This window comes from Streptomyces sp. 8N114 (genome assembly GCF_052245835.1).
Taxonomy (GTDB): Bacteria; Actinomycetota; Actinomycetes; order Streptomycetales; family Streptomycetaceae; genus Streptomyces.
The window spans coordinates 40,877-58,892 of record NZ_JBQQBT010000018.1 but is presented as its reverse complement, the minus strand read 5'-3'; the positions used below and the strand labels follow the sequence as shown (position 1 = coordinate 58,892).

The window sequence follows — 18,016 nt, the reverse complement described above, 5'->3', positions numbered from 1 at the left end:
GCGGGCTACCGGTACGTCGTGGCTGGTCGCGCCCACGCGGCGGAGCCGCACATGAACACAGCCCCGCGCCCCTTCGGGGCGCGTCTCTTTACGGGCGGCCCGCGTCGCGGTCTTTGCGGCGGGCCAGTTCCTCCTGCGTGAGCTGATCCAGCAGGCCCAGGCGAGCCGCCAGTTCGGGGTCGTCGTCTTCCGGCTCGTCCTCCGCATCCGGATCCCAGCCCTCCGCACGCATCCGCTCCTCCTGCACCATGACCGGTTCGTCCGGGTCGTAGTCGCTGGGGCGGGGGCCCTCCGGCCCGTCGGGGCCGATCCGGACGAACCGTTCGACGCGGACGAGCCGCAGATGGCGGCCCGCGAAGCGGAGCTCGACGCCGCGCTCCGCGTCGAGCCGGTCGGCGGCCTCCTTGTAGGCGGCGCGGGTGGCCTCGTCCAGCCCGTGCATGGCGGGTGCCAGAACGCGCAGCAGCATGGTGAGGGCGTCGCGGGCCTCCTGCGGGGTGTCGCTGTCGCCGGTCTCCGAGCGCCAGGCGCCGCCCTCCTCCTCGGCGAAGAGGAACGCGGGCGGCAGCAGGACTCCGCCAGGGTGGCTGACGGCGGCCCGCCGGGCGTCCTCGCGCACCTGCTGGTCGTCGCCCTCGCGGTGGGCGAGCGCGAGCAGCTCGGCCTTGAGGATGCCCTCGGAGGGGCCGGTGGGTACCGCGGCGTCCAGGACGAAGCCCTCGGTACGGTCGGGCAGCCGGTTCGCCTCGCCCGGTTCCGCCGGGTCGGGGTCGGAGGGGCGGGGCGGTTCGGGGCCCTCGGGTCCGGAGCGGATGACGTTCTCGGCGCGTACGACGCGATAGCGCTCGCCCCGCACGGTCAGCTCGTCCAGGGGCTCCCAGTCGAGGCGCTCGGCAGCCGCCTGGCAGGCGGCGCGGGTCTCCTCGTCGCCCGCTTCCTTCGCCTCATGGGCGCGGCGCCGCAGATGCGAACCCAGTCCGTCCCGGGCGCTCTGCGGGGTGGGAGAGCCGAAGTACGGCAGCAGTTGCCAGCCGCAGCCCTCGCTCTCCGTCCGTTCCCTGGCCAGGCCGAAGACGGGCCGGAAACCCATCAGCACGGGGTAGCGCTCCCGTGCCCGCCACGCCTCCTCGTCCGCCATGGCGGCCACCGGCTCCGCCAGCGGTGCCACCCTGATCGTCCGGTAGGCCGGTACGTGATCCGTCCCGTCACACTCTCCCTGCATGCGGCAAGTATGCGCACGACTACCGTACGTACGGGGCGAGTTGGGCATAGTCCCTCGTCAGCCCGATTCGTACTGGCGTACGACCATGCGGGAGCCGACCCTCAGAGCGACGGCACAGGAACACAGCGCCGCGCCCGTTCGGGGCCCTGGGCGTACGCGCTCGTCGGGCGGTGGCACCGGGGCGCGGCTACGCTCGTGGCATGGGTGGTCGGCACCGTCATGCGCGGCCGGCGAGCGCCGACGATCTGCTCTCGCAGCTCGGGCGGCTCACCGCCAGGGTCCGGGAAGAGGTCGAGGTCCAGCGCGCCCGGGTCGAACTGGCCGAAGCCCTGCAGCGCGGAATGCTGCCCTCCAGCCTGCCGACCGCGCCGGGGCTGCGCGTCGCGGCCCGCTACGCACCGGCACGCAACGGCCTGGACATCGGGGGCGACTGGTACGACGGCTTCCGGCTCTCCGACGGGACGTTCGGTTTCTCCGTGGGCGATGTGCAGGGGCACGACGTGGAGGCCGCCGCCTATATGGGCCAGGTACGGATCGCGCTGCGCGCGGTGGCCGCCATGGGCACCACGGACCCGGGCGAAGTCCTGCACACGGCCAACGAACTGCTCGCGGCGACCGACAACCCGCTCTTCGCCACCTGCGTCTTCCTGCGCTTCGACCCGCGCAACTGGAGCGTGCACACCGCGCGTGCCGGGCACACCGGCGCCGTGTGGGCGCGGGCTGACGGGGTGGGCGGGGTCATCGACCACCCCCCGGACGAGATCGGTCTGCCGCTGGCCGTCATGGAGGGCCAGACCTACCCCGTCACCGAGTACCGCTTGACCCTGCCCGGCGCGCTGGCGCTGCTGACCGACGGGGTGGTGGAGGGGCCCCGGTTCCCGCTGGAGGAGGGCCTGGCCCAGGTGGCGCAGGTGCTGCGGGACGGTGTCCGCGAGGACCCCGAGGTGCTCGCCGACCGCGTCATGGAGGTGGCGGAACAGACCGGCCACACCGACGACGCGGCCGTCCTGGTGCTCAGCTATGACGGGCCGGAGGCGTGTCAGACGGCCGACGCGGCGCCCGGCGTTGTCTGATGAACGATGTGGCACCCAGCGATGCGACGGCGGACCGGACACCGCAACCCTCCCCTCCCCCGGCCGGGCCACTGCCCGCGGGCACAAGAGGGAGCCTGTTCGCTGCGTACGTACTGCGCCTCGTCGTCCTCGCCCTGTGCTACTACGCGGGCGGGCGGCTCGGCCTGCTGTGGAAGGTGACGGTCGAGGGCGCGGTCGTCACCCCGTTCTGGCCGCCGACCGGTATCGCCCTCGCCGGCCTGCTCTACTTCGGGCTGCGGGTGTGGCCGGGGGTGGCACTCGGTGCGCTGCTGGTACTCCTCTACATGGGGCCACTGAGCTGGACGGCGATGGGATCCGTCGCCGGCAGCACCCTCGCGCCCCTCATCGCCTGCCTTCTGCTGCGCCGCGTACGGTTCCGCGAACAGGTCGACCGGCTCCGGGACGGGGTGAGCCTGGTCTTCCTCGGCGCTTTCCTCGGCATGCTGGTGAGCGCGACCGTGGGCTGTCTGATGCTGGTCGCGGGCAAACATCTCACGCTGTCCGAGTTCTGGCCGGTCTGGTCGGCGTGGTGGGCCGGCGACGCGGTGGGCGTACTGGTCGTCACGCCGCTGCTGCTGTCGCTGCCCAGGCTGAGCCGGCCGCGCGGCTGGGTGCAGGCGGCGGAGGCGGTGGGCCTGGCCGCGGCGATCACCGTACTGGCCATCGTGGTGACCCGGGCCCCTGTCGACCTGCTGTTCCTGGTCTTCCCGCTGCTGGTGTGGGCGGCGCTGCGGTTCCAACTGGCAGGCTGCGCGGTGAGTACGACCATCCTCGCTGTCGCCGCGACCGGAGCCGCCACCGACCGGACCGGGGTCTTCGCCCGGCAGGATCTGATCACGGACATGGTCACCCTCCAGGCCCTCAACGGCTCCGCGGCGCTGACCACGCTGCTGCTCGCGGCTGTCACCGCGGAGAAGCGCAACACCCATCGCAGGATCGCCGCCGCGTGTGACGACCTCGCGGAGATGGTCGAGGTCCTCGCCCCGCAGGGCCGCGGGCCCCGCTCCTTCCCGGCGGGCGGCCGTACGGGGCAGCGCCAGGGTTAGGTCGCCGTTGTTCCGGTGAGGGGGTGCCCCTGATCGAGGCGCGCGGACTGCGGGTGTGTTGTGGCTGGTCGCGCCCACCCGGCGGAGCCGCACATGAACACAGCCCGGCGCACCTCACGGGGCGCGTCCCCCTGCTGCGCTTGGGAAGGTAGCCCTGCTCGTCAAGCCGTAGAGTCCCTGTCATGGTCTTGCCCTCGCCCCCGGATGCCGTCGCCTGGGAGAAGTCGCTGGGCACGCTGCGGTTGTGGCTGGGTGCTGTGGGGCCGCGGGAGCACACGGACTGGCTGCGGGACGCCGCGGCGGTGCTGCAGCTCAGGACCCGCGATCCGCGCGGCTGGCGGAACATCGACCTGCACACGGGAAGCGCCCAGCGCACCCGTCACACCCCGTACTACCCGCTCGACCAAGTGGACGAGCACCATCTCAACCACCACCTGGAGCTGGTCACCCCGCACGAGGCCGCCGCTCTGTTGACGTACCACTGCGCCGAGTACGGCCACCTCGCGCGGATTCCGTCCGGGGACGGCCGCCCGGGACTGCTCGGCGAGCTGCGTACGGCGGCCCGTACCGTGCTCGGCCGGTTCGGCCCGTCGGCGGAGTTCGCCACCAACGAGGAACTGCTCGACGATCTCGGCGATCTCGGCAATGAGTTTCCCGACGGCGAGCGGTGCCGCCGGAGCTTCGCCGTCTCCTGCTTCGCGCACCCCGACGCGCAGCGGGACGGCTACCTCATGGACGTGGGCGTCCTTGCGGCCTCGGAGACCGAAGTCGGCGTCTTCTGGAACTACTTCATCGACTGACCCCGCTCGGGGCCCGACGGCCAGGGACGAGCTCAGGCCGCCAGATGGCCGATGAGGTCGGGGCCTGCCGGGTAGGGCGGTTCGGCGGGCAGCAGGGCGCGGGCCGCGTCCAGGTCGCCGTCCCGTACGGCGGCATGCACCTGGTGGGCGAGCGGGGTGACGTCGGTGAGGGAGACCGTCCACTCGTCGGCATACCGGCGTGCTGCCTCGCCCGCCAGACCGAGCTGGAGGGAGCGGTGCGGCAGCGGACGCAGGTGCAGATCGCGTTCGGGATCCCACTGGACCCGGGCCGGCGACTGCCGCAACTGCCGCTTCCACGCAGCATGGTCGGCGTGCCGGTCGGCGACGTAGTGCGACAGGCAGGCATGACGCAGCGCCCACTCGAAGCCCTCGCGGGTGATCTCGACGGCGAGGACGGTCTCCTGGTCCTGCTTGGTGCCCCAGCCGCAGCGGTACATCATCCACAGGAAGGACGGCTTGATCCAGGTCATCCGGTCCCGCTTCCACGCCGCCGGGAACCGCCCGTCGCGGGCCGCGGGCAGACCGAGCCGGGGCGCGTACGCCTGGTAGACGGTGACGGTGGACGCCGTATGCGCGGCGCGTATCTGGTACTTGAGTGGTTCTGACACGCGCCCAGGGTCGCCGTAGCGGGTCGCCTCTTGCCAGCGATTTACCGCGCCGGGCGCCCCAGGCGTCGTCGTACGGCCCGTCAGAGGATCTCCAGCGGGCGCTTGCGGGCGGGGGGCGGTACTGCTCCTTGGGCGGCGGTACTGCACGGACTCCGCACCATGATCGCTCAGGCCGCGGCGCGCTCCGCTATCCGCCTCCCGTTGGCGAGGCCCGCGGGATCGAGCCCCAGCGCCGCGGCCGCTGTGGCCCCCACGTCGGCCAGGCTGTCGGCGTCCGGCAGCAGCTCCACTCCGGACGCGTCGGGACGGTGGATGAGCAACGGCACGTACTCGCGGGTGTGGTAGGCGTGCCCGATCGTCGGGTCGTTGCCGTGGTCGCCGGTGACGACGAGGCGGTCGCCGGGCCGGTCCAGCAGCGCGACCAGCGCGGCCAGGCCCGCGTCGACCTGCTCCAGGATGCGCGCGTACCGCTCCGCGTCCCGCTGGTGGCCCGCCAGGTCGCTCTCCTGGACGTTGGCGACGACCAGTGACTCGCCGGGCGCGCGGACCGCCTCCGCGGTGTGGGCGAGGACGTCGGCGGTGGGTACCGCGGGGCGGCGGACGGCCGTCTCGCACGCCAGGATGTCCGCGGCCTTGCCGACGAGCGTCACCGGGATTCCGGCCCGCGCCGCCAGTTCGGGAAGCTGGCGGGTGTGATCCAGCTCCACGCCCAGATGCTGCACCTGGAGGCCGCCGTTGCGGTAGAAGCCGCTCGCCGGGGTGTCCAGGCCCACCGTTCCGCCGTCGCCGTCGCGGACGAACCGGCGCAGCGGGGCGTCCGCGTGGCCGCCGACCGCGATGACCCGGGCCACGGGCGCCACCGCACGCACCGTACGGGCGACGGCGAGGATGCCGTCGAATCCGACGTCGTCCAGCCTGGCCGAGGCGTTCCAGTTGATGCCCGGGTCCGCCTCGAGGTTGTCGTGCACCAGCACACCACCGTCGACCAGCAGCAGCGGTCTGTCGTCCAGAAGCTCCACCCGGTGGCCTGCCGCACGCAGTGCCGCGCCGACTTCTTCCAGGTGGTCGCCGAGGCGGGCGACCGTCACCCGGCTGAAGTCCGCGCCCATCATCGTCTGGTGGCCGGCGAACGTGTCGGCGCCGGGGTAGCCGAGCGCGGCCCGCCCCGCCGCGACCGGCAGCCGGGTGCGGCGGGCGAGGTCGGGATGCGGGTGGACCAGGCCGAGGCCCAGCGCCCCGAACACCGGCAGCCGCAGCGGCCGTCCGAGTGCCTCGCGGGCGTGGTCGAGCACATGGCCGCAGGTGTCGGCGGCAGCGTCGCCGGGGCGCAGCGCCCCGGCGTCCGGCATGGCGCCGATGCCGAACCCGTCGACGACGACGATGACGGTGCGGCCCCGGCCGTACGCGTCCCCTGTCACAGCGCCCTCCCGTGTGCGTCGTACAGCCCGGTCAGCCGTGGCTTTCCGGACGAGAGGCCGGCCACCACCGCGACCGTGGAGCGGGTCACGAAGATCTGCGTACGGAACGCCAGCAGCGCTGTGTCACCGACCTGCACCCGCCCGCCGTCCCCGGGCGCGGCCAGCAGCCGGTAGTAGTCGATGTTTTCAGCGGGCGCGCCCTGCACGGACAAGCGTCGGCCGGTACGGGGCAGCAGCGCGGAGGTGATGCGGGCACGCGGGTAGAACCCGCCGCCGAACACCGCGGGACGCCCGTCGGCCAGCGTGTGCGCCACCTCCGTCACATACACGTACGCGGGCCGCTCGGGCTGGTCGGCGTCGAGCGCGTGCAGCGGAGTGGTGCCGGTCAGGGCGTGGCCTGGTTCGCCATGGGTGGCACCGAGCCGGGCCAGCAGCGGCAGGCTGGCCATGGAGGTGGCGCTGGGGGCGCTGAGCTTGAGGTGCTGGTGCCCGCGTGCGGCGAGCAGTTCGCGGGCCTTGAGGGCGAGGTCGAAGGAGGGGGTGGGGACCGGGGCACCGGTCTTCGGATCGCACAGGACGCAGGGGAACGCGGTGACGCCCGCGATCCTGATGCCCGGCAGCCGCTCGGCCTCCGCGGCGAAGGCGTCGAGCGCGTACAGCGGGACGCCGCCTTCCTGCCCCGGATAGACCGAGCCGTCCGCGCCCTCCAGCCTGACCAGCACGTCCTGGACGAGTCCGAGGCGCTCGGCTGCCGCTGAGACGGCGCGCGCGTTGGCGCGGTCGAAGACCGTGACGGCCTCCGGACGCCAGCCGAGCACCTCCGGCAGCGCACGGTGCGGGATCTGCACGAGGTGGCCGAGGTTTCCGGCACGGGCTCCCGCCGCGTGCAGCGTGCGGGCCTCGGCGGGGTCGATGGCTGCGAAGGAGGGAATGGCGCGGGAGACGGCGCGGATCAGCTCCGGGTTGCGGCCCAGCTGCTTGACCACGAACCACAGGGACAGGCCGAGGCGTTCGGCCTCGCCCGCGAGGAGGGCGGCGTTCTCCGCGACGGCGTCCAAGTCCATGACGTAGGTGTCGGGCGGGATCTCGCCGCGCCGATGGAGGTCGGCCGCGGTGTCGGCGAGCCCCGGATTGCGGGCGAGGAGGCTGTCGAGGAACACTTCAGTCCTTTGTGCGGTGCTTCTGTGCTTCGTGCGGCGGTGCTTTGTGGGGCAGTGCTTCGTGTGGTGGTGCTTTGTGCGGTGGCGCTTCGTGCGGTGGTGCTTCGGTGGCCGGTTGCTGTGGGGCGGGTTGCTCCGCGGCGGGGTGTGCTGCAGATGGTTGTTCGGCGGCTGGTTGTTCGGCGGCGGTCGGTTCGTCGCTCAGCGCGGCCAGGGAGCGGCGCAGGATGTCGAGGACGAGATCGGCGCCTGCCCGCATCGGGTTGACGCGGACCACCCAGTCGGCGAGCTCCGGCGCATCGTCCAGGGCCGAGCTGGACATGCGGTAGAAGAGCGGCGCGATCTCGTACCGGGAGTTGGAGCCCACCGGAAACGGTGCAGCACCGAACCGCGCTGCCACCTCGGGGAGTTGCTTGGCGACTGGTGTCTCCAGCTGGACGAGCAGGCATCTGTCCTGCGCGTTGGCGAGGCGTACATCGGCGACTCCGGGCACCTCCCCGGCGGCGAGGCGCTCGGCGACCTCGGTGCCGACGCGGGACTGGACGGCCCACATCACCGGCACATGGGTGAGGGCACGCAGCGCTTCGAGCGCCTGGTGGCCCTGGACCTGGCCGCCGCCCGAGTAGTTGTCGGCGCGCACCCGGGCGATCAGGTCGGCAGCGCCGACGACGGCGCCGACACCTTCCGGGCCGTGCAGCTTGAACAGCGAGAAGCAGGAGGCGTCCGCGCCCAGTTCGACCCCGGAGGCGGGCACCCGGAAGACGGCGTAGTTGTCGTCGGTGAGCGTGCGGACCCCGGCCTGCCGACAGACGGCCAGCACCTCGGCGGGGTCGTAGGAGTCGGCGAGCCGCTGCCGGGTGTGCTGCACGTACGCCCAGCGGAAGCGGCCGGAGGCGAGCGTGGTCCGCAGCGCGTCAAGGTCGTTGAAGTCGGCCTCTGTCGTCTCGACGCCCAGCCCGCGCAGGGTGACCGCGGTGGAGCGGTAGACGGGTGCGCGGTGGATGAGCAGCGGCTCGCCCGGCCCGACGGCGGCGCTCAGCGCGGCACGGATCGCGCCGGTGCCCGCGCCTTGCACGAGCGCCGCGTCCTCGGCGCCGAAGTACTCGGCCAGCACCGCCTCGACCCGTGCGGTGGTCCGAGGCCGCCCGAGTCCCGGCACCACGCCGGCGTCGGCGGCGAACAGCTCCTCCCCGGCGAAGTGCGCTGCGGTGGCCTCCAGCAGCCGGAACTGCCGGGTGACCGCCTCCTCCACGGGGACGGTGGCCAACGGGAACGTACGGGGCAGCGGCGGGGGCACCGGCCGGGCGCCGGCCGGGCTGGGGCTGTTGGGTCCGGAGCCGCCCGGTCGGGAGGGCGTCGGCGGGGTGGCTGCCGTCTTGGCCATCTCAGATCTCCTCCGGGCCGGCGCCGGTCAGGAAGCGCAGCGGGTTGCGCCGGGTCATCAGGTCGATCAGGTCTTCGTCCACGCCAGCGGCGCGGGCGGCAGGGAGGAAGGAGCGGAACAGGTGGCCGTAGCCCTGGCCGCCCTCAGTCCGCAGGTAGCCGTGCCGGGAGATGTCGCAGCTGAGCAGCACCCGGTCGGCATGCCCGGCCTCCAGCAACGCGAGGAGCAGCCGCAGCCGTACCTCGTCGCTCTGGTAGCTCTCCTTGCCGACGGTGTCGAACGCCACGTACGCGCCCGCCTCGGCGAGCCGCCGGTGCACGGCCGGTGCGGTGAGGAGGTCCTGGTGCCCGACGCAGATCCGGTGCGGGGCCAGACCTGCGTCGGTCAGCAGCTCGAGCTGGGCGAGTCCGCCGTGGCCGAGTTGGGCGTGAGTGGCCACGGACAGCCCGGTGGCCACTGCCGCGCGCGCTGCGGCCCGCAGTACTCGGGTCTCCGGCCCGCTGGGCACCTCGCCGTGGCTGCCCACCTCGCCGAGTACGCCCGGGCGGATCCCGGTCGGCGTGCCGTCAGGGCCGGCGATGCCGTCGCGGATCTCCCTCTCCAGACCGGCGGCGAGCTGTTCGACCGAGGCCCCCGCCAGGTCCGCCGCCGGGTAGAACGGCTCGTAGTACCACCCGGTCGCGGCGACGACGGCCACCCCGCTCTCCTCGGCGATCCTGGCGAGCGTGCCGGGATCGCGGCCCATGCCCCGGCAGGTCAGCTCGATGACGAGGGAGAGGCCGAACTCCTCGCGCAGCTCCGCCAGTTCGCGGATGACGGCAGGTCCGTGCCGCTGCGCGTCCAGGACGGCGGCGCCGTCGGCCTTGAGGTCCAGGTCGAGGACCAGATGCTCATGGGCGAGGGCCGGGCCGCTCACGGCCGCCGCGGACAGCGGTCCCGCGACGGTGTGCAGCAGTGGCTCGGGACCGTAGGGGGTGGCGCCGTGGGGGGCGGTGCCGTAGGGGGCGGCGCCGTGGGGGGTGGCGCCGTGGGGGGTGGCGCCGTGGGGGGTGCTCCAACTCATGGTGGGCCTTCCTGGGTGGCAGGTGGCAGCGCGGCCTCAGCCCTGACGGGGGGTGGCTCAAGAGCTGGGGGTCAGCCCTTGACGGGGGTGAACAGGTCGAGCCAGTAGAGGACGTTGAGCAGGGCGCCGCCGACAATCACCGCCGCGGGCGCCGCCGCCATCCGGACGACAGGGCGGCCCATCACCTCGTTGAGCAGATAGAGCCCGCCCACGACGAGGATGCCGAGCCCGGCGCCCATCGCGTTGGCCGCCATCAGCGAGCCGAACAGGATGGCCAGGAGGAGGGTCTCGGTGATGGCGTTGCGCAGGTGCTCGGAGGAGTCGCGGACGCTGGGCAGCTTGCCGAGGAGCTTGCCGATGGCGGACAGGGCCAGGACTTCGAGGGCGAAGACGACCGCCCCGGCTATCGCCGCCAGGACCGGGTTCGGCATCAGATAGCCGATCGGGTAGACGATCGTGAAGCCGACGATGCCGTAGGCACCCGAGGCGAGCGCCGTTGTCGCGATCAGCGGGATGAAGCCGAAGAAGCGGTAGAAGTCGACCTGTGCCGCCTCGGAGATGTTGCCCTTGGCTATCAGGAAGCTGGTGGCCTCGCCGCCGCCGAATATGTGCATCTGCGCGAGCATGCAGATCCCCGCGCCGAGCACCATGAACAGCGGCAGATAGCGGCGCAGCCGGGCGGCGCTGGTGCTGAAGAGGGAGGCCATCGGGTCGTCCTCGGGCGGGCCTTCCGGCGCGGCGGCTCCCGAGGCGGCCGCGGCCTCGCGGTCCGCCTTGCGCTGCACCAGGTCGCGGCGGACGGCGAGGCCGATCAGCAGCAGCACGCCGACGGCCATGGCGAGGGCGCCCGCGAACATGTCGGGCCACAGCTTCATCGTCATGACGACGAGGGCGAGTTCGACGGCGCCCGCAACCCCGCCCCAGGCGCGCCCGAACTGCTTGGTGATGGCCAGCACCGGGAAGAGCGTGAACAGGAAGAGGATCGGCGTCGACATCTGCTGCATGGCCGTCAGGAAGTCGACGGGCAGGTCGTGCGCCACCTCGTTGGCGCCGTTGAGGCCGAAGACGACCACCGCGCCCCAGCCGGCGCCCAGCAGCGGTGCGAGCCACTTCTTCGGTGCCAGCAGGCCCAGGATGTCGGTGGGCAGGAAGAGCAGCCATGGGTTGAGGACGCCGGAGGAGAGCGCCATCGGTGCGCCGAGTCCGAAGATGAAACCGGCGGAGAGCCCGAAGGAGACCGCCGTGGTGGCCGAGCGGGTGGTCCGCCCGTGGATGAAGTCCAGCATGAACGGGCGCACTCCGTCGTTGAAGACGGCCAGCGCCATGTGCGAGATGAACGCGGTCAGCGCACACAGGAGGATCACGGTCAGCTGCTGCGGCAGCGAGAAGTCCAGTCCGGCGTTTGCTGCCAGCTGACTGCCGGCGGTGCTCACGGTACTCACGGGGGTCGCTCCTTCACGCCCGGGGTGTCTGCGCCGGAACCCGGTCAGGCACGCGCGGCGACGGCGCGGGCGAGCAGGGGGGCGATGGTGTCGATCTGGTCCATGGAGAACCCGAAGACCTTCTTGCCGTCGGCCAGCAGCGCGGCGACCTGGTCCTCGGCGGGCACCGAGCGGCCGAAGGTGTGGCAGGCGGGCTGCCCCATCAGGCCGACGAGCACGCCGAGGGAGGCCCCCGCGCCGGTGTGGCAGGTGCCGAAGAAGTAGTCGGCCTGTCCGGAGCGGAGCTTCATCGCGGCGTCCATGTCGCTGGAGACAGCGACTTCGACCCCGTCCAGACCGAGCGCTTGAACGGCGCTCGCGACCTCGGTCTTGCCGACTCCGCCGGTGAGGATCTTCGTCATGGCTGGATGCCTCTCATCTGTGCTGCGGGGCCCGGTGGTTGTGCCTGGCCCGAGGTGTCGGGGGCGGGACGTGGTGGGGGGCGGCGGTGAATGGCGTCGGGATGTCAGGACGGGTCAGCCGGAGACCCGTTGGGCGAGGACGGCCAGATGCAGGGCCAAGAAGTTGATCTCGGAGTCGGGCAGCGTGGCGCCCAGCTCCGTCTCGGCGCGGGCGGCGGTACGGCGGGCGCGCTCGACGGCGGCCGGATGGGCGGCGAGCTCTGCGGCAACCTGCTCGTCGGTCTCGAACTTCTCGATGGACTCGCCGTCGAGCAGCCGGGTGAGGGCCATGATCAGATGGCTCGTCAGCATGCCTGCCGTCTCCTCCGTCACCGGAGCACCCTCGTCGGAGAGCGCCGACAGCTCGGCCGCCACGAAGTCGACCACCCCGGGCCGGACTTGGCCGCCCTCGCGGAAGAGCTGGATGCGGAGTGCGAGCTGATCGTCCACGGCGTCCTCCTCGACGGGCGACAGAAAGCGGGATTCTGGATTCTCACGGCGGTCCGAGCCCGGCCGATGAGGGCCGCGCACGGGCTCCCCGGGCACGGCGGGGCCCGTCGGCGGTCAGTACGAGGGCATCCGGTCTCCTCGTACGACGGCGGACTGAAGCTCCGTCACCCGGTCGGGGTCGATGGCGTCCCGTATGGCGTGCAGTGCGGCCACGCTCTCGGCTCTGCCGATGACCGCCGCGCTGGAGTTCCGCAGGGACAGATCACGCGTTATCTCGTCGCCGAGCGGCAGTACGTCGATGCCCGCGTCGATGCGGCCCTGCACCTCGTCCAGATTCCAGACGGTGGCGTCCGCCTTGTTCTGCGCCAGCAGATCGGGCAGCTGCATGTACGAGCACTCGATCCACTCGACGTCCTCCCGCCCCGCGAACGCCCGCTCCGCGAGCATCCGCTGGTCCTCCGAGGCGTGGTCGACCGCAACGCGCAGCCCTGGCGCGTCAAGCGAGCCCCCCTCACGCAGCAGCACCCCGTGGGCCCCGACATAGGTGGTGGGACCGAGGTCGACCACCAGCGACAGGTCCTCCGGATACTCCTCGATCAGACGGTCGGCGGCGAAGCGGGAGAGCACGACGAGGTCGGCCTTGCCCTCGAGCAGCGCCGTGGCCCGGCTGCCCGCGCCGCGCATGAAGGTGATGGCGAACGGCGTCCCCGCGTCGTCGAACGCCGCGCGCAGACCGGTGGCCAGCCCCTCGTAACGGCGGGAGTAGGGCAGTGGCATCGCGGCGAGCAGCGTGCCGAGACCGGAGAGCCGCCACAGGACCGAGCGGTCCGAGCGGACGAGGAAGGTGCCCAGATGGCCGCGTGCCGCGGTCTCGATCGCCCCGGCCTCCTCCAGCAGCCGCAGCGCGGCCTGCACAGTGCCGTTGCCGCATCCCAGCTCCTCGGCGAAGTCCCGCACCCGGGGCAGCCGCGTCTCCGGTTCGTACTCCAGCAGGAGGAGCGCGAGCTGGCGGGCCGCCAGGCCGTTGCGGGTCAGGAACCGCTCGTCGTAACCGTTCACGACGGAACAGTAACCAGAATCCTGGATTCTTGACAAGACCCCTTCTCCTGGTGGGTGGAGGCTCGAGTCGGCGGAGGCTCGCCATGCCCGGAACTGCTAGAAAAGGGGCATGCGCGGACTCTTCGGGCGCCGATCGGCTCGGCGTGAACGGCACCGCCGAGTGCCTCCCGCCTCCCCGCGCTCCCGCCAGGACTCTGGAGCAGAACGCCAGGGCCGAGGAACACAACGCCAGGGCCCGGGAGCAGAGAGCACCCCGCCCCCCGGCACGTCCACCGACGCCGGACAGCCACCACAACCCGCGCGCCGCTTCCGGTTTCCGTTCGGCCCCCGCACCGTCGCGGGCGAGGTCTTCGTCCTCCAGGTCACGGTCATCGTGCTGCTGATGATCGCCGTGGTGGTGGCCTTCGTACTGCACGCCCGGTGGGACGCCACCCGGCAAGCAGACAAGGAAGCCCGCGCCGTGGCCATGACCTTCGCGCAGTCACCGGATGTGGTGAAAAACCTGGACGTCCGGGATCCGACCGCGAAGCTCCAGCCGCGCGCGGAGGCGTTGCGCAAGACGACCGGCGTCTCCTACGTGGTCGTCTGGAAGCCGAACGGAATCAGGGTCACGGCCCCTGACCCCCGCCTGATCGGCAAACACGTCATCGGGCCGTTCAAGAGGGCCGTCAGAGATGCCCGCGAGGGCCGCTCCACCACCGAGACCCTCCAGGCGGCACCTGGCCGGACCGTCAACTCGGCCGTCCCCGTCACCCGGCCGGACGGCACCCTCGCCGGGCTGGTGTCCACGGGGGTCACGGTGACGCGGGCGAACCAGGCGGTGAAGAAGCAACTGCCCGTACTGCTCATGTCGGCCGCTGGCGCACTCGCCCTCGCCTCGGGCAGCTCCGCGCTGGTGAGCAGAAGACTGCGGCGCCAGACCCACGGCCTGGGTCCGGAAGAGATGACCCGCATGTACGAGCACCACGACGCGGTGCTGCACGCCGTCCGGGAGGGCGTGCTCATCCTCGACGACGGGGGACGTGTGATGCTCGTCAACAGCGAGGCCCGGCGGCTGCTGGAGCTGCCCGAGGACGTGGAGGGGCGCCGCGTCGACCAGGTGGGCCTGAGCCCGGGCATGGCGGAGCTGCTGGCGTCGGGCCGCACCGCTTCGGACGAGGTGCATCTGGCCAAGGGCAGGCTGCTGGCCGTCAACGTCCGCTCCGCCCGCAGCGGGGAAGGGGCACCGGGCCGGGTGGCCACCCTCCGGGACACCACCGAACTGCACGCCCTGGAAGGCCGCGCGGAGGGGGCACGGGAGCGGCTGCGGCTGCTGTACGAGGCCGGGGTACGGGTCGGCACCACGCTGGATGTGGTCCGTACCGCCGAGGAGCTGACCGAGGTGGCAGTGCCCCGGTTCGCCGAATTCGCCACCGTGGAACTGCTGGACCCGGTGCTGCGCGGGGAGGAACCGTCGGCCGCGCGCACCGACATGCGCCGTACGGCGATGAGCGGCGTCCGCGACGACCCGCCCCTCCTCCCGGTGGGCGAGGTCGTCCGGACCGTCGAGACGGTGCCCGGCGAGGCCGTGGAGGACAGCGGACAGCCCGTCCTGGAAGCCGACCTGCGCGAGGCGCACGGCTGGCTGGCGCAGAACCCCGAACACGGCCGGCAGACCCTGGAGTACGGCATCCGCTCACTGATCAGCACCCCGCTGCGGGCCCGCGGTGTGGTGCTGGGCGCCGTGGAATTCTGGCGCACCGATCAGAGCGAGCCTTACGGCGAGGAGGACCTCGCTTTCGCCGAGGAGCTGACGGCACGCGCCGCGGTCAGCATCGACAACGCCCGCCGCTACACCCGTGAGAACGCCATGGCGGTCACCCTGCAGCGCAGCCTGCTGCCCCGTGGGCTGCCCGAGCAGGAGGCCCTGGAGGTGGCGTCCCGCTACCGGCCCACCAGGGGCGGGGTGGGCGGTGACTGGTTCGACGTCATCCCGCTGCCCGGCGCCCGGGTGGCGCTGGTGGTGGGCGACGTGGTGGGCCACGGGCTGCACGCTGCGGCGACGATGGGCCGGCTGCGCACGGCAGTGCTCAACTTCTCCTCCCTCGACCTGGCCCCTGAGGAGCTGCTGGCGCACCTGGACGAACTGGTCGACAGGATCGACCAGGACCAGACGGCCGAGGGCAACGGCGCGACGGTCACCGGAGCGACCTGTCTGTACGCCATCTACGACTCCGTCTCCGGCCGCTGCACCATCGCCCGGGCGGGCCATCCGGGACCTGCCCTGGTGCGGCCGGACGGCACCGTCGAGTACCCGGACGTGCCCGTCGGGCTGCCGCTCGGTCTGGGCGGCGCACCGTTCGAGACGGCCGAGCTGCGGCTGCCCCGCGACAGCCGGCTCGTCCTGTACACCGACGGACTCGTGGAGGACCGCGAACGCGACATCGACGACGGTCTCGCCCTCCTCCACGAGGCACTGACCGGGCACCCCGGCCGATCCCCGGAGGACACCTGCCGGGCCGTGCTCGACACACTGGTGCCCGCCGAGCCCAGCGACGACGTCGCTCTGCTGGTGGCCCGCGCCCGGGTGCTCGATCCCGAGCGGATCGCCCAGTGGGACGTGCCCGCCGACTCCGGCGCCGTGGCCCCGCTGCGCGCCCGGGTCACCCGGAAGATGGCGGAGTGGGGGCTGGAGGAGATGTCCTTCACCACCGAGCTCATCCTCAGCGAGCTGGTCACCAACGCCATCCGCTACGGCAGCGAGCCCATCCGGGTCCGGCTGCTGTACCAGTCCTGCCTCACCTGTGAGGTCTCCGACGGCAGCAGTACCTCGCCGCATCTGCGCCGAGCCGCCGCCACCGAGGAGGGCGGGCGCGGTCTGTTCCTCGTCGCACAGCTCGCCGAACGCTGGGGGACCCGCTACACCCCGCACGGCAAGGTGATGTGGACCGAGCAGGCCCTGTACCACGAGGCGACCGGCGGCGGGGGGCACGTCGGCAGCCTCCTCGACCAGTGGGACGAGCCGCTGTGACACCGCGGGCCGCCGCACCGTACGCGGCAGCTGGGCCACACTTGAGCCATGCCTGGCTCCACTCCTTCGCACGCCCCGCATGTATCAACGCCGCATGAGCCGCACCCGGCGCCGCCCACCCTGGCAAGCCTGCTGGCCACCGGTGCGGGCGAGGCGCTGGAGCTGGTGACAGCGCCTCGCGGCACCGGCGTCCCGGTGCGCGGGGTGGGAGTGTTCGACGCCGGGGAGATCTTCACAGCGCACGGGCAGGTGCTGCTCGCGGCCGGGGTGGACGACTCCTCCGACGTCGCCCCGCTGGTGCTGCGGTCCGCGGCGCGGGCGGGCGCCGTGGCCGTCGTCGTGCGGCGCGGGGCGAGCGGGCCGGCCCGGCGGCTGCTGGAGGTCGCCGAGGAGACGTCCACGGCGCTGCTGACCAGGGCGCCGTGGATCGAGTGGACCGAGCTGATCGGCATGCTGCGTACGGGGCTCGCCCACGGCGGCGGCCCACTGGGCGGGGAGTCGCCCACCGACGTACCGCTCGGCGACCTGTCCGCACTGGCGCGTGCCTTCTCCGAACTGGTCGGCGGGGCCATCACGATCGAGGACCCCGACTCGCGGGTGCTGGCCTTCTCGCCGACCGAGCACGGCGCCGACCCGCTGCGCAGACAGACGATCCTCGGCCAGCAGGTGCCCAGGTGGCGGCTGGCCGAGCTGGCCGCCAGCGGGTTTCTGCGCACTCTGTGGTCGACGGACGACGTGGTGCACCGTCCCGCCGAGGAACGGTTCTCCGAGCGGCTGGCGATCGCGGTGCGCGCGGGCGACGAGGTGCTCGGCTCGATCTGGGCGGCCGCCGACGGCAGCCCGCTGCGGACGGAAGCCCGGCAGGCGCTGCGGGAGGCGGCCCGTACGGCGGCCCCGCATCTGCTGCACCACCGGCTGCGCACCCAGAACGGCACGGCCCGCCGCAGACGGGCGGTGCAGGCGCTGCTGGACGGCACCGGGGAAACGCGCGCCGCCGCCGCGACGCTCGGACTCACCCCAGGAACGCCCTGCGTCGTGCTGTCCGTCACCACCGGCGGGGATACCGCTGCGGCGGCGCACGACAGGGCACTGCGGCTGGCCGCGCTCCAGGTGACCGCCCACCAGCCGGCCGGGTACGCCCTACGCGTCGACGACCGGCTGGACGTGCTGCTGCCCCTGCCGGAAGAAGAGCGCCCGGAGACCGCCGGACGCGCCCGCCGACTGGCGTCCCAGCTCGCCGCCGCGGTGCGCGACGCGGGCGCCCGCCCGCTCGTTGCGATAGGCACCCCAGGCCCCGGCCCGGCCCAGGCACCCGAGTCGCGTTCCGCCGCCCAACTCGTCCTCCAGGTACTGCGGGAGCGGTCGCCGGCTGCGCCGTACGGCGGCAGCCAGGACGACAGCGTGCCGGGCCCGCCGGAGGTCGCCGACGAGACGGACGTACGAGCGGCACTGGACGCGCTGCGTGCGGTACGGGCGGTGGCCGGGCTGACGCCACAGGTGAACGGCCCGGTGCGGGAGCTGCTGGCCCACGATGAGCAGCACCGCACCGATCTGGCGCAGACACTGGCCGCCTACCTCAGCAGGTTCGGGGACGTGGCAGGCACCGCACGGCAGCTCGGCATCCACCCCAACACCCTTCGCTACCGGCTGCGCAGACTGCGCAGCCATTTCGGGCTCGACCTCGACGACCCGGACGTGCGCCTGCTGGCGGAGCTGGGGCTGCGGGCCGCGGGCGCCTACCCGACAGGACCACGTCCCGGCCGGTCGTCCGGGTGACCGCCTAAAAGCGTTGTCCTGTT

At 72.8% G+C, this 18,016-nt stretch carries 15 protein-coding genes; 5 read left to right on the top strand and 10 right to left on the bottom strand.

The window, feature by feature from the left end:
* Nucleotides 1-88: 88 nt before the first annotated feature.
* Nucleotides 89-1,222: a DUF5954 family protein gene (locus ACTWQF_RS27885; RefSeq protein ID WP_443282463.1), complete on the bottom strand. Its 1,134-nt coding sequence runs from the start codon at nt 1,220-1,222 to the stop codon at nt 89-91.
* A 200-nt stretch (nt 1,223-1,422) separates the two neighbouring features.
* On the opposite strand from ACTWQF_RS27885, the gene ACTWQF_RS27880 reads away from it, so the two are divergent.
* The 3 genes from ACTWQF_RS27880 to ACTWQF_RS27870 all read left to right on the top strand — a co-directional run bounded on the left by ACTWQF_RS27880 (nt 1,423) and on the right by ACTWQF_RS27870 (nt 4,162).
* Nucleotides 1,423-2,295 carry a PP2C family protein-serine/threonine phosphatase gene (locus ACTWQF_RS27880; RefSeq protein WP_443282462.1) on the top strand — a complete coding sequence of 291 codons (873 nt, stop codon included), beginning with the start codon at nt 1,423-1,425 and terminating at the stop codon, nt 2,293-2,295.
* On the top strand, nt 2,295-3,362 hold the full coding sequence (locus ACTWQF_RS27875) for an MASE1 domain-containing protein (RefSeq protein ID WP_443282461.1): 1,068 nt from the start codon (nt 2,295-2,297) through the stop codon (nt 3,360-3,362). The genes ACTWQF_RS27880 and ACTWQF_RS27875 overlap by 1 nt, the downstream gene beginning before the upstream one ends.
* Before the next feature lie 182 nt (nt 3,363-3,544).
* A complete protein-coding gene (locus ACTWQF_RS27870; RefSeq protein ID WP_443282460.1) occupies nt 3,545-4,162 on the top strand; it encodes a hypothetical protein in 618 nt (205 codons plus the stop codon).
* A gap of 32 nt (nt 4,163-4,194) precedes the next feature.
* Here the strand turns inward: ACTWQF_RS27870 and ACTWQF_RS27865 are convergent, their stop codons facing one another.
* From ACTWQF_RS27865 to yhfZ, 9 genes are all read right to left on the bottom strand, one after another.
* Nucleotides 4,195-4,791, bottom strand: coding sequence for a DUF4291 domain-containing protein (locus ACTWQF_RS27865; RefSeq protein ID WP_443282459.1), 597 nt, complete (start codon nt 4,789-4,791; stop codon nt 4,195-4,197).
* Nucleotides 4,792-4,958: 167 nt separating this feature from the next.
* The gene (locus ACTWQF_RS27860; RefSeq protein ID WP_443282458.1) at nt 4,959-6,209 is read right to left on the bottom strand and encodes a phosphopentomutase; all 1,251 of its coding nucleotides are present in this window, start codon (nt 6,207-6,209) and stop codon (nt 4,959-4,961) included.
* A complete protein-coding gene (locus tag ACTWQF_RS27855; RefSeq protein WP_443282457.1) occupies nt 6,206-7,369 on the bottom strand; it encodes an alanine racemase in 1,164 nt (387 codons plus the stop codon). Before ACTWQF_RS27855 ends, ACTWQF_RS27860 begins: the two co-directional genes overlap by 4 nt.
* Before the next feature lies 1 nt (nt 7,370).
* On the bottom strand, nt 7,371-8,666 hold the full coding sequence (locus tag ACTWQF_RS27850; protein WP_443282526.1) for an aminotransferase class V-fold PLP-dependent enzyme: 1,296 nt from the start codon (nt 8,664-8,666) through the stop codon (nt 7,371-7,373).
* A gap of 88 nt (nt 8,667-8,754) precedes the next feature.
* The gene (locus ACTWQF_RS27845) at nt 8,755-9,816 is read right to left on the bottom strand and encodes a phosphotriesterase family protein (RefSeq protein ID WP_443282456.1); all 1,062 of its coding nucleotides are present in this window, start codon (nt 9,814-9,816) and stop codon (nt 8,755-8,757) included.
* Nucleotides 9,817-9,887: 71 nt separating this feature from the next.
* Complete coding sequence (locus ACTWQF_RS27840; RefSeq protein ID WP_443282525.1) at nt 9,888-11,249, bottom strand: YhfT family protein; 1,362 nt, start codon at nt 11,247-11,249, stop codon at nt 9,888-9,890.
* Between the two features lie 53 nt (nt 11,250-11,302).
* Complete coding sequence (locus ACTWQF_RS27835) at nt 11,303-11,659, bottom strand: DUF2620 domain-containing protein (RefSeq protein ID WP_443282455.1); 357 nt, start codon at nt 11,657-11,659, stop codon at nt 11,303-11,305.
* Between the two features lie 114 nt (nt 11,660-11,773).
* Nucleotides 11,774-12,148, bottom strand: a complete 375-nt coding sequence (locus ACTWQF_RS27830) for a PRD domain-containing protein (protein ID WP_443282454.1) — start codon at nt 12,146-12,148, stop codon at nt 11,774-11,776.
* 114 nt (nt 12,149-12,262) lie between these two features.
* The gene (gene yhfZ, locus ACTWQF_RS27825) at nt 12,263-13,207 is read right to left on the bottom strand and encodes a GntR family transcriptional regulator YhfZ (RefSeq protein ID WP_443282453.1); all 945 of its coding nucleotides are present in this window, start codon (nt 13,205-13,207) and stop codon (nt 12,263-12,265) included.
* A 109-nt stretch (nt 13,208-13,316) separates the two neighbouring features.
* On the opposite strand from yhfZ, the gene ACTWQF_RS27820 reads away from it, so the two are divergent.
* Both ACTWQF_RS27820 and ACTWQF_RS27815 read left to right on the top strand, forming a co-directional pair.
* Nucleotides 13,317-16,217 carry a SpoIIE family protein phosphatase gene (locus tag ACTWQF_RS27820; protein ID WP_443282452.1) on the top strand — a complete coding sequence of 967 codons (2,901 nt, stop codon included), beginning with the start codon at nt 13,317-13,319 and terminating at the stop codon, nt 16,215-16,217.
* 48 nt (nt 16,218-16,265) lie between these two features.
* Nucleotides 16,266-17,993, top strand: coding sequence for a PucR family transcriptional regulator (locus ACTWQF_RS27815; RefSeq protein ID WP_443282451.1), 1,728 nt, complete (start codon nt 16,266-16,268; stop codon nt 17,991-17,993).
* The last annotated feature ends 23 nt before the right edge of the window (nt 17,994-18,016 follow it).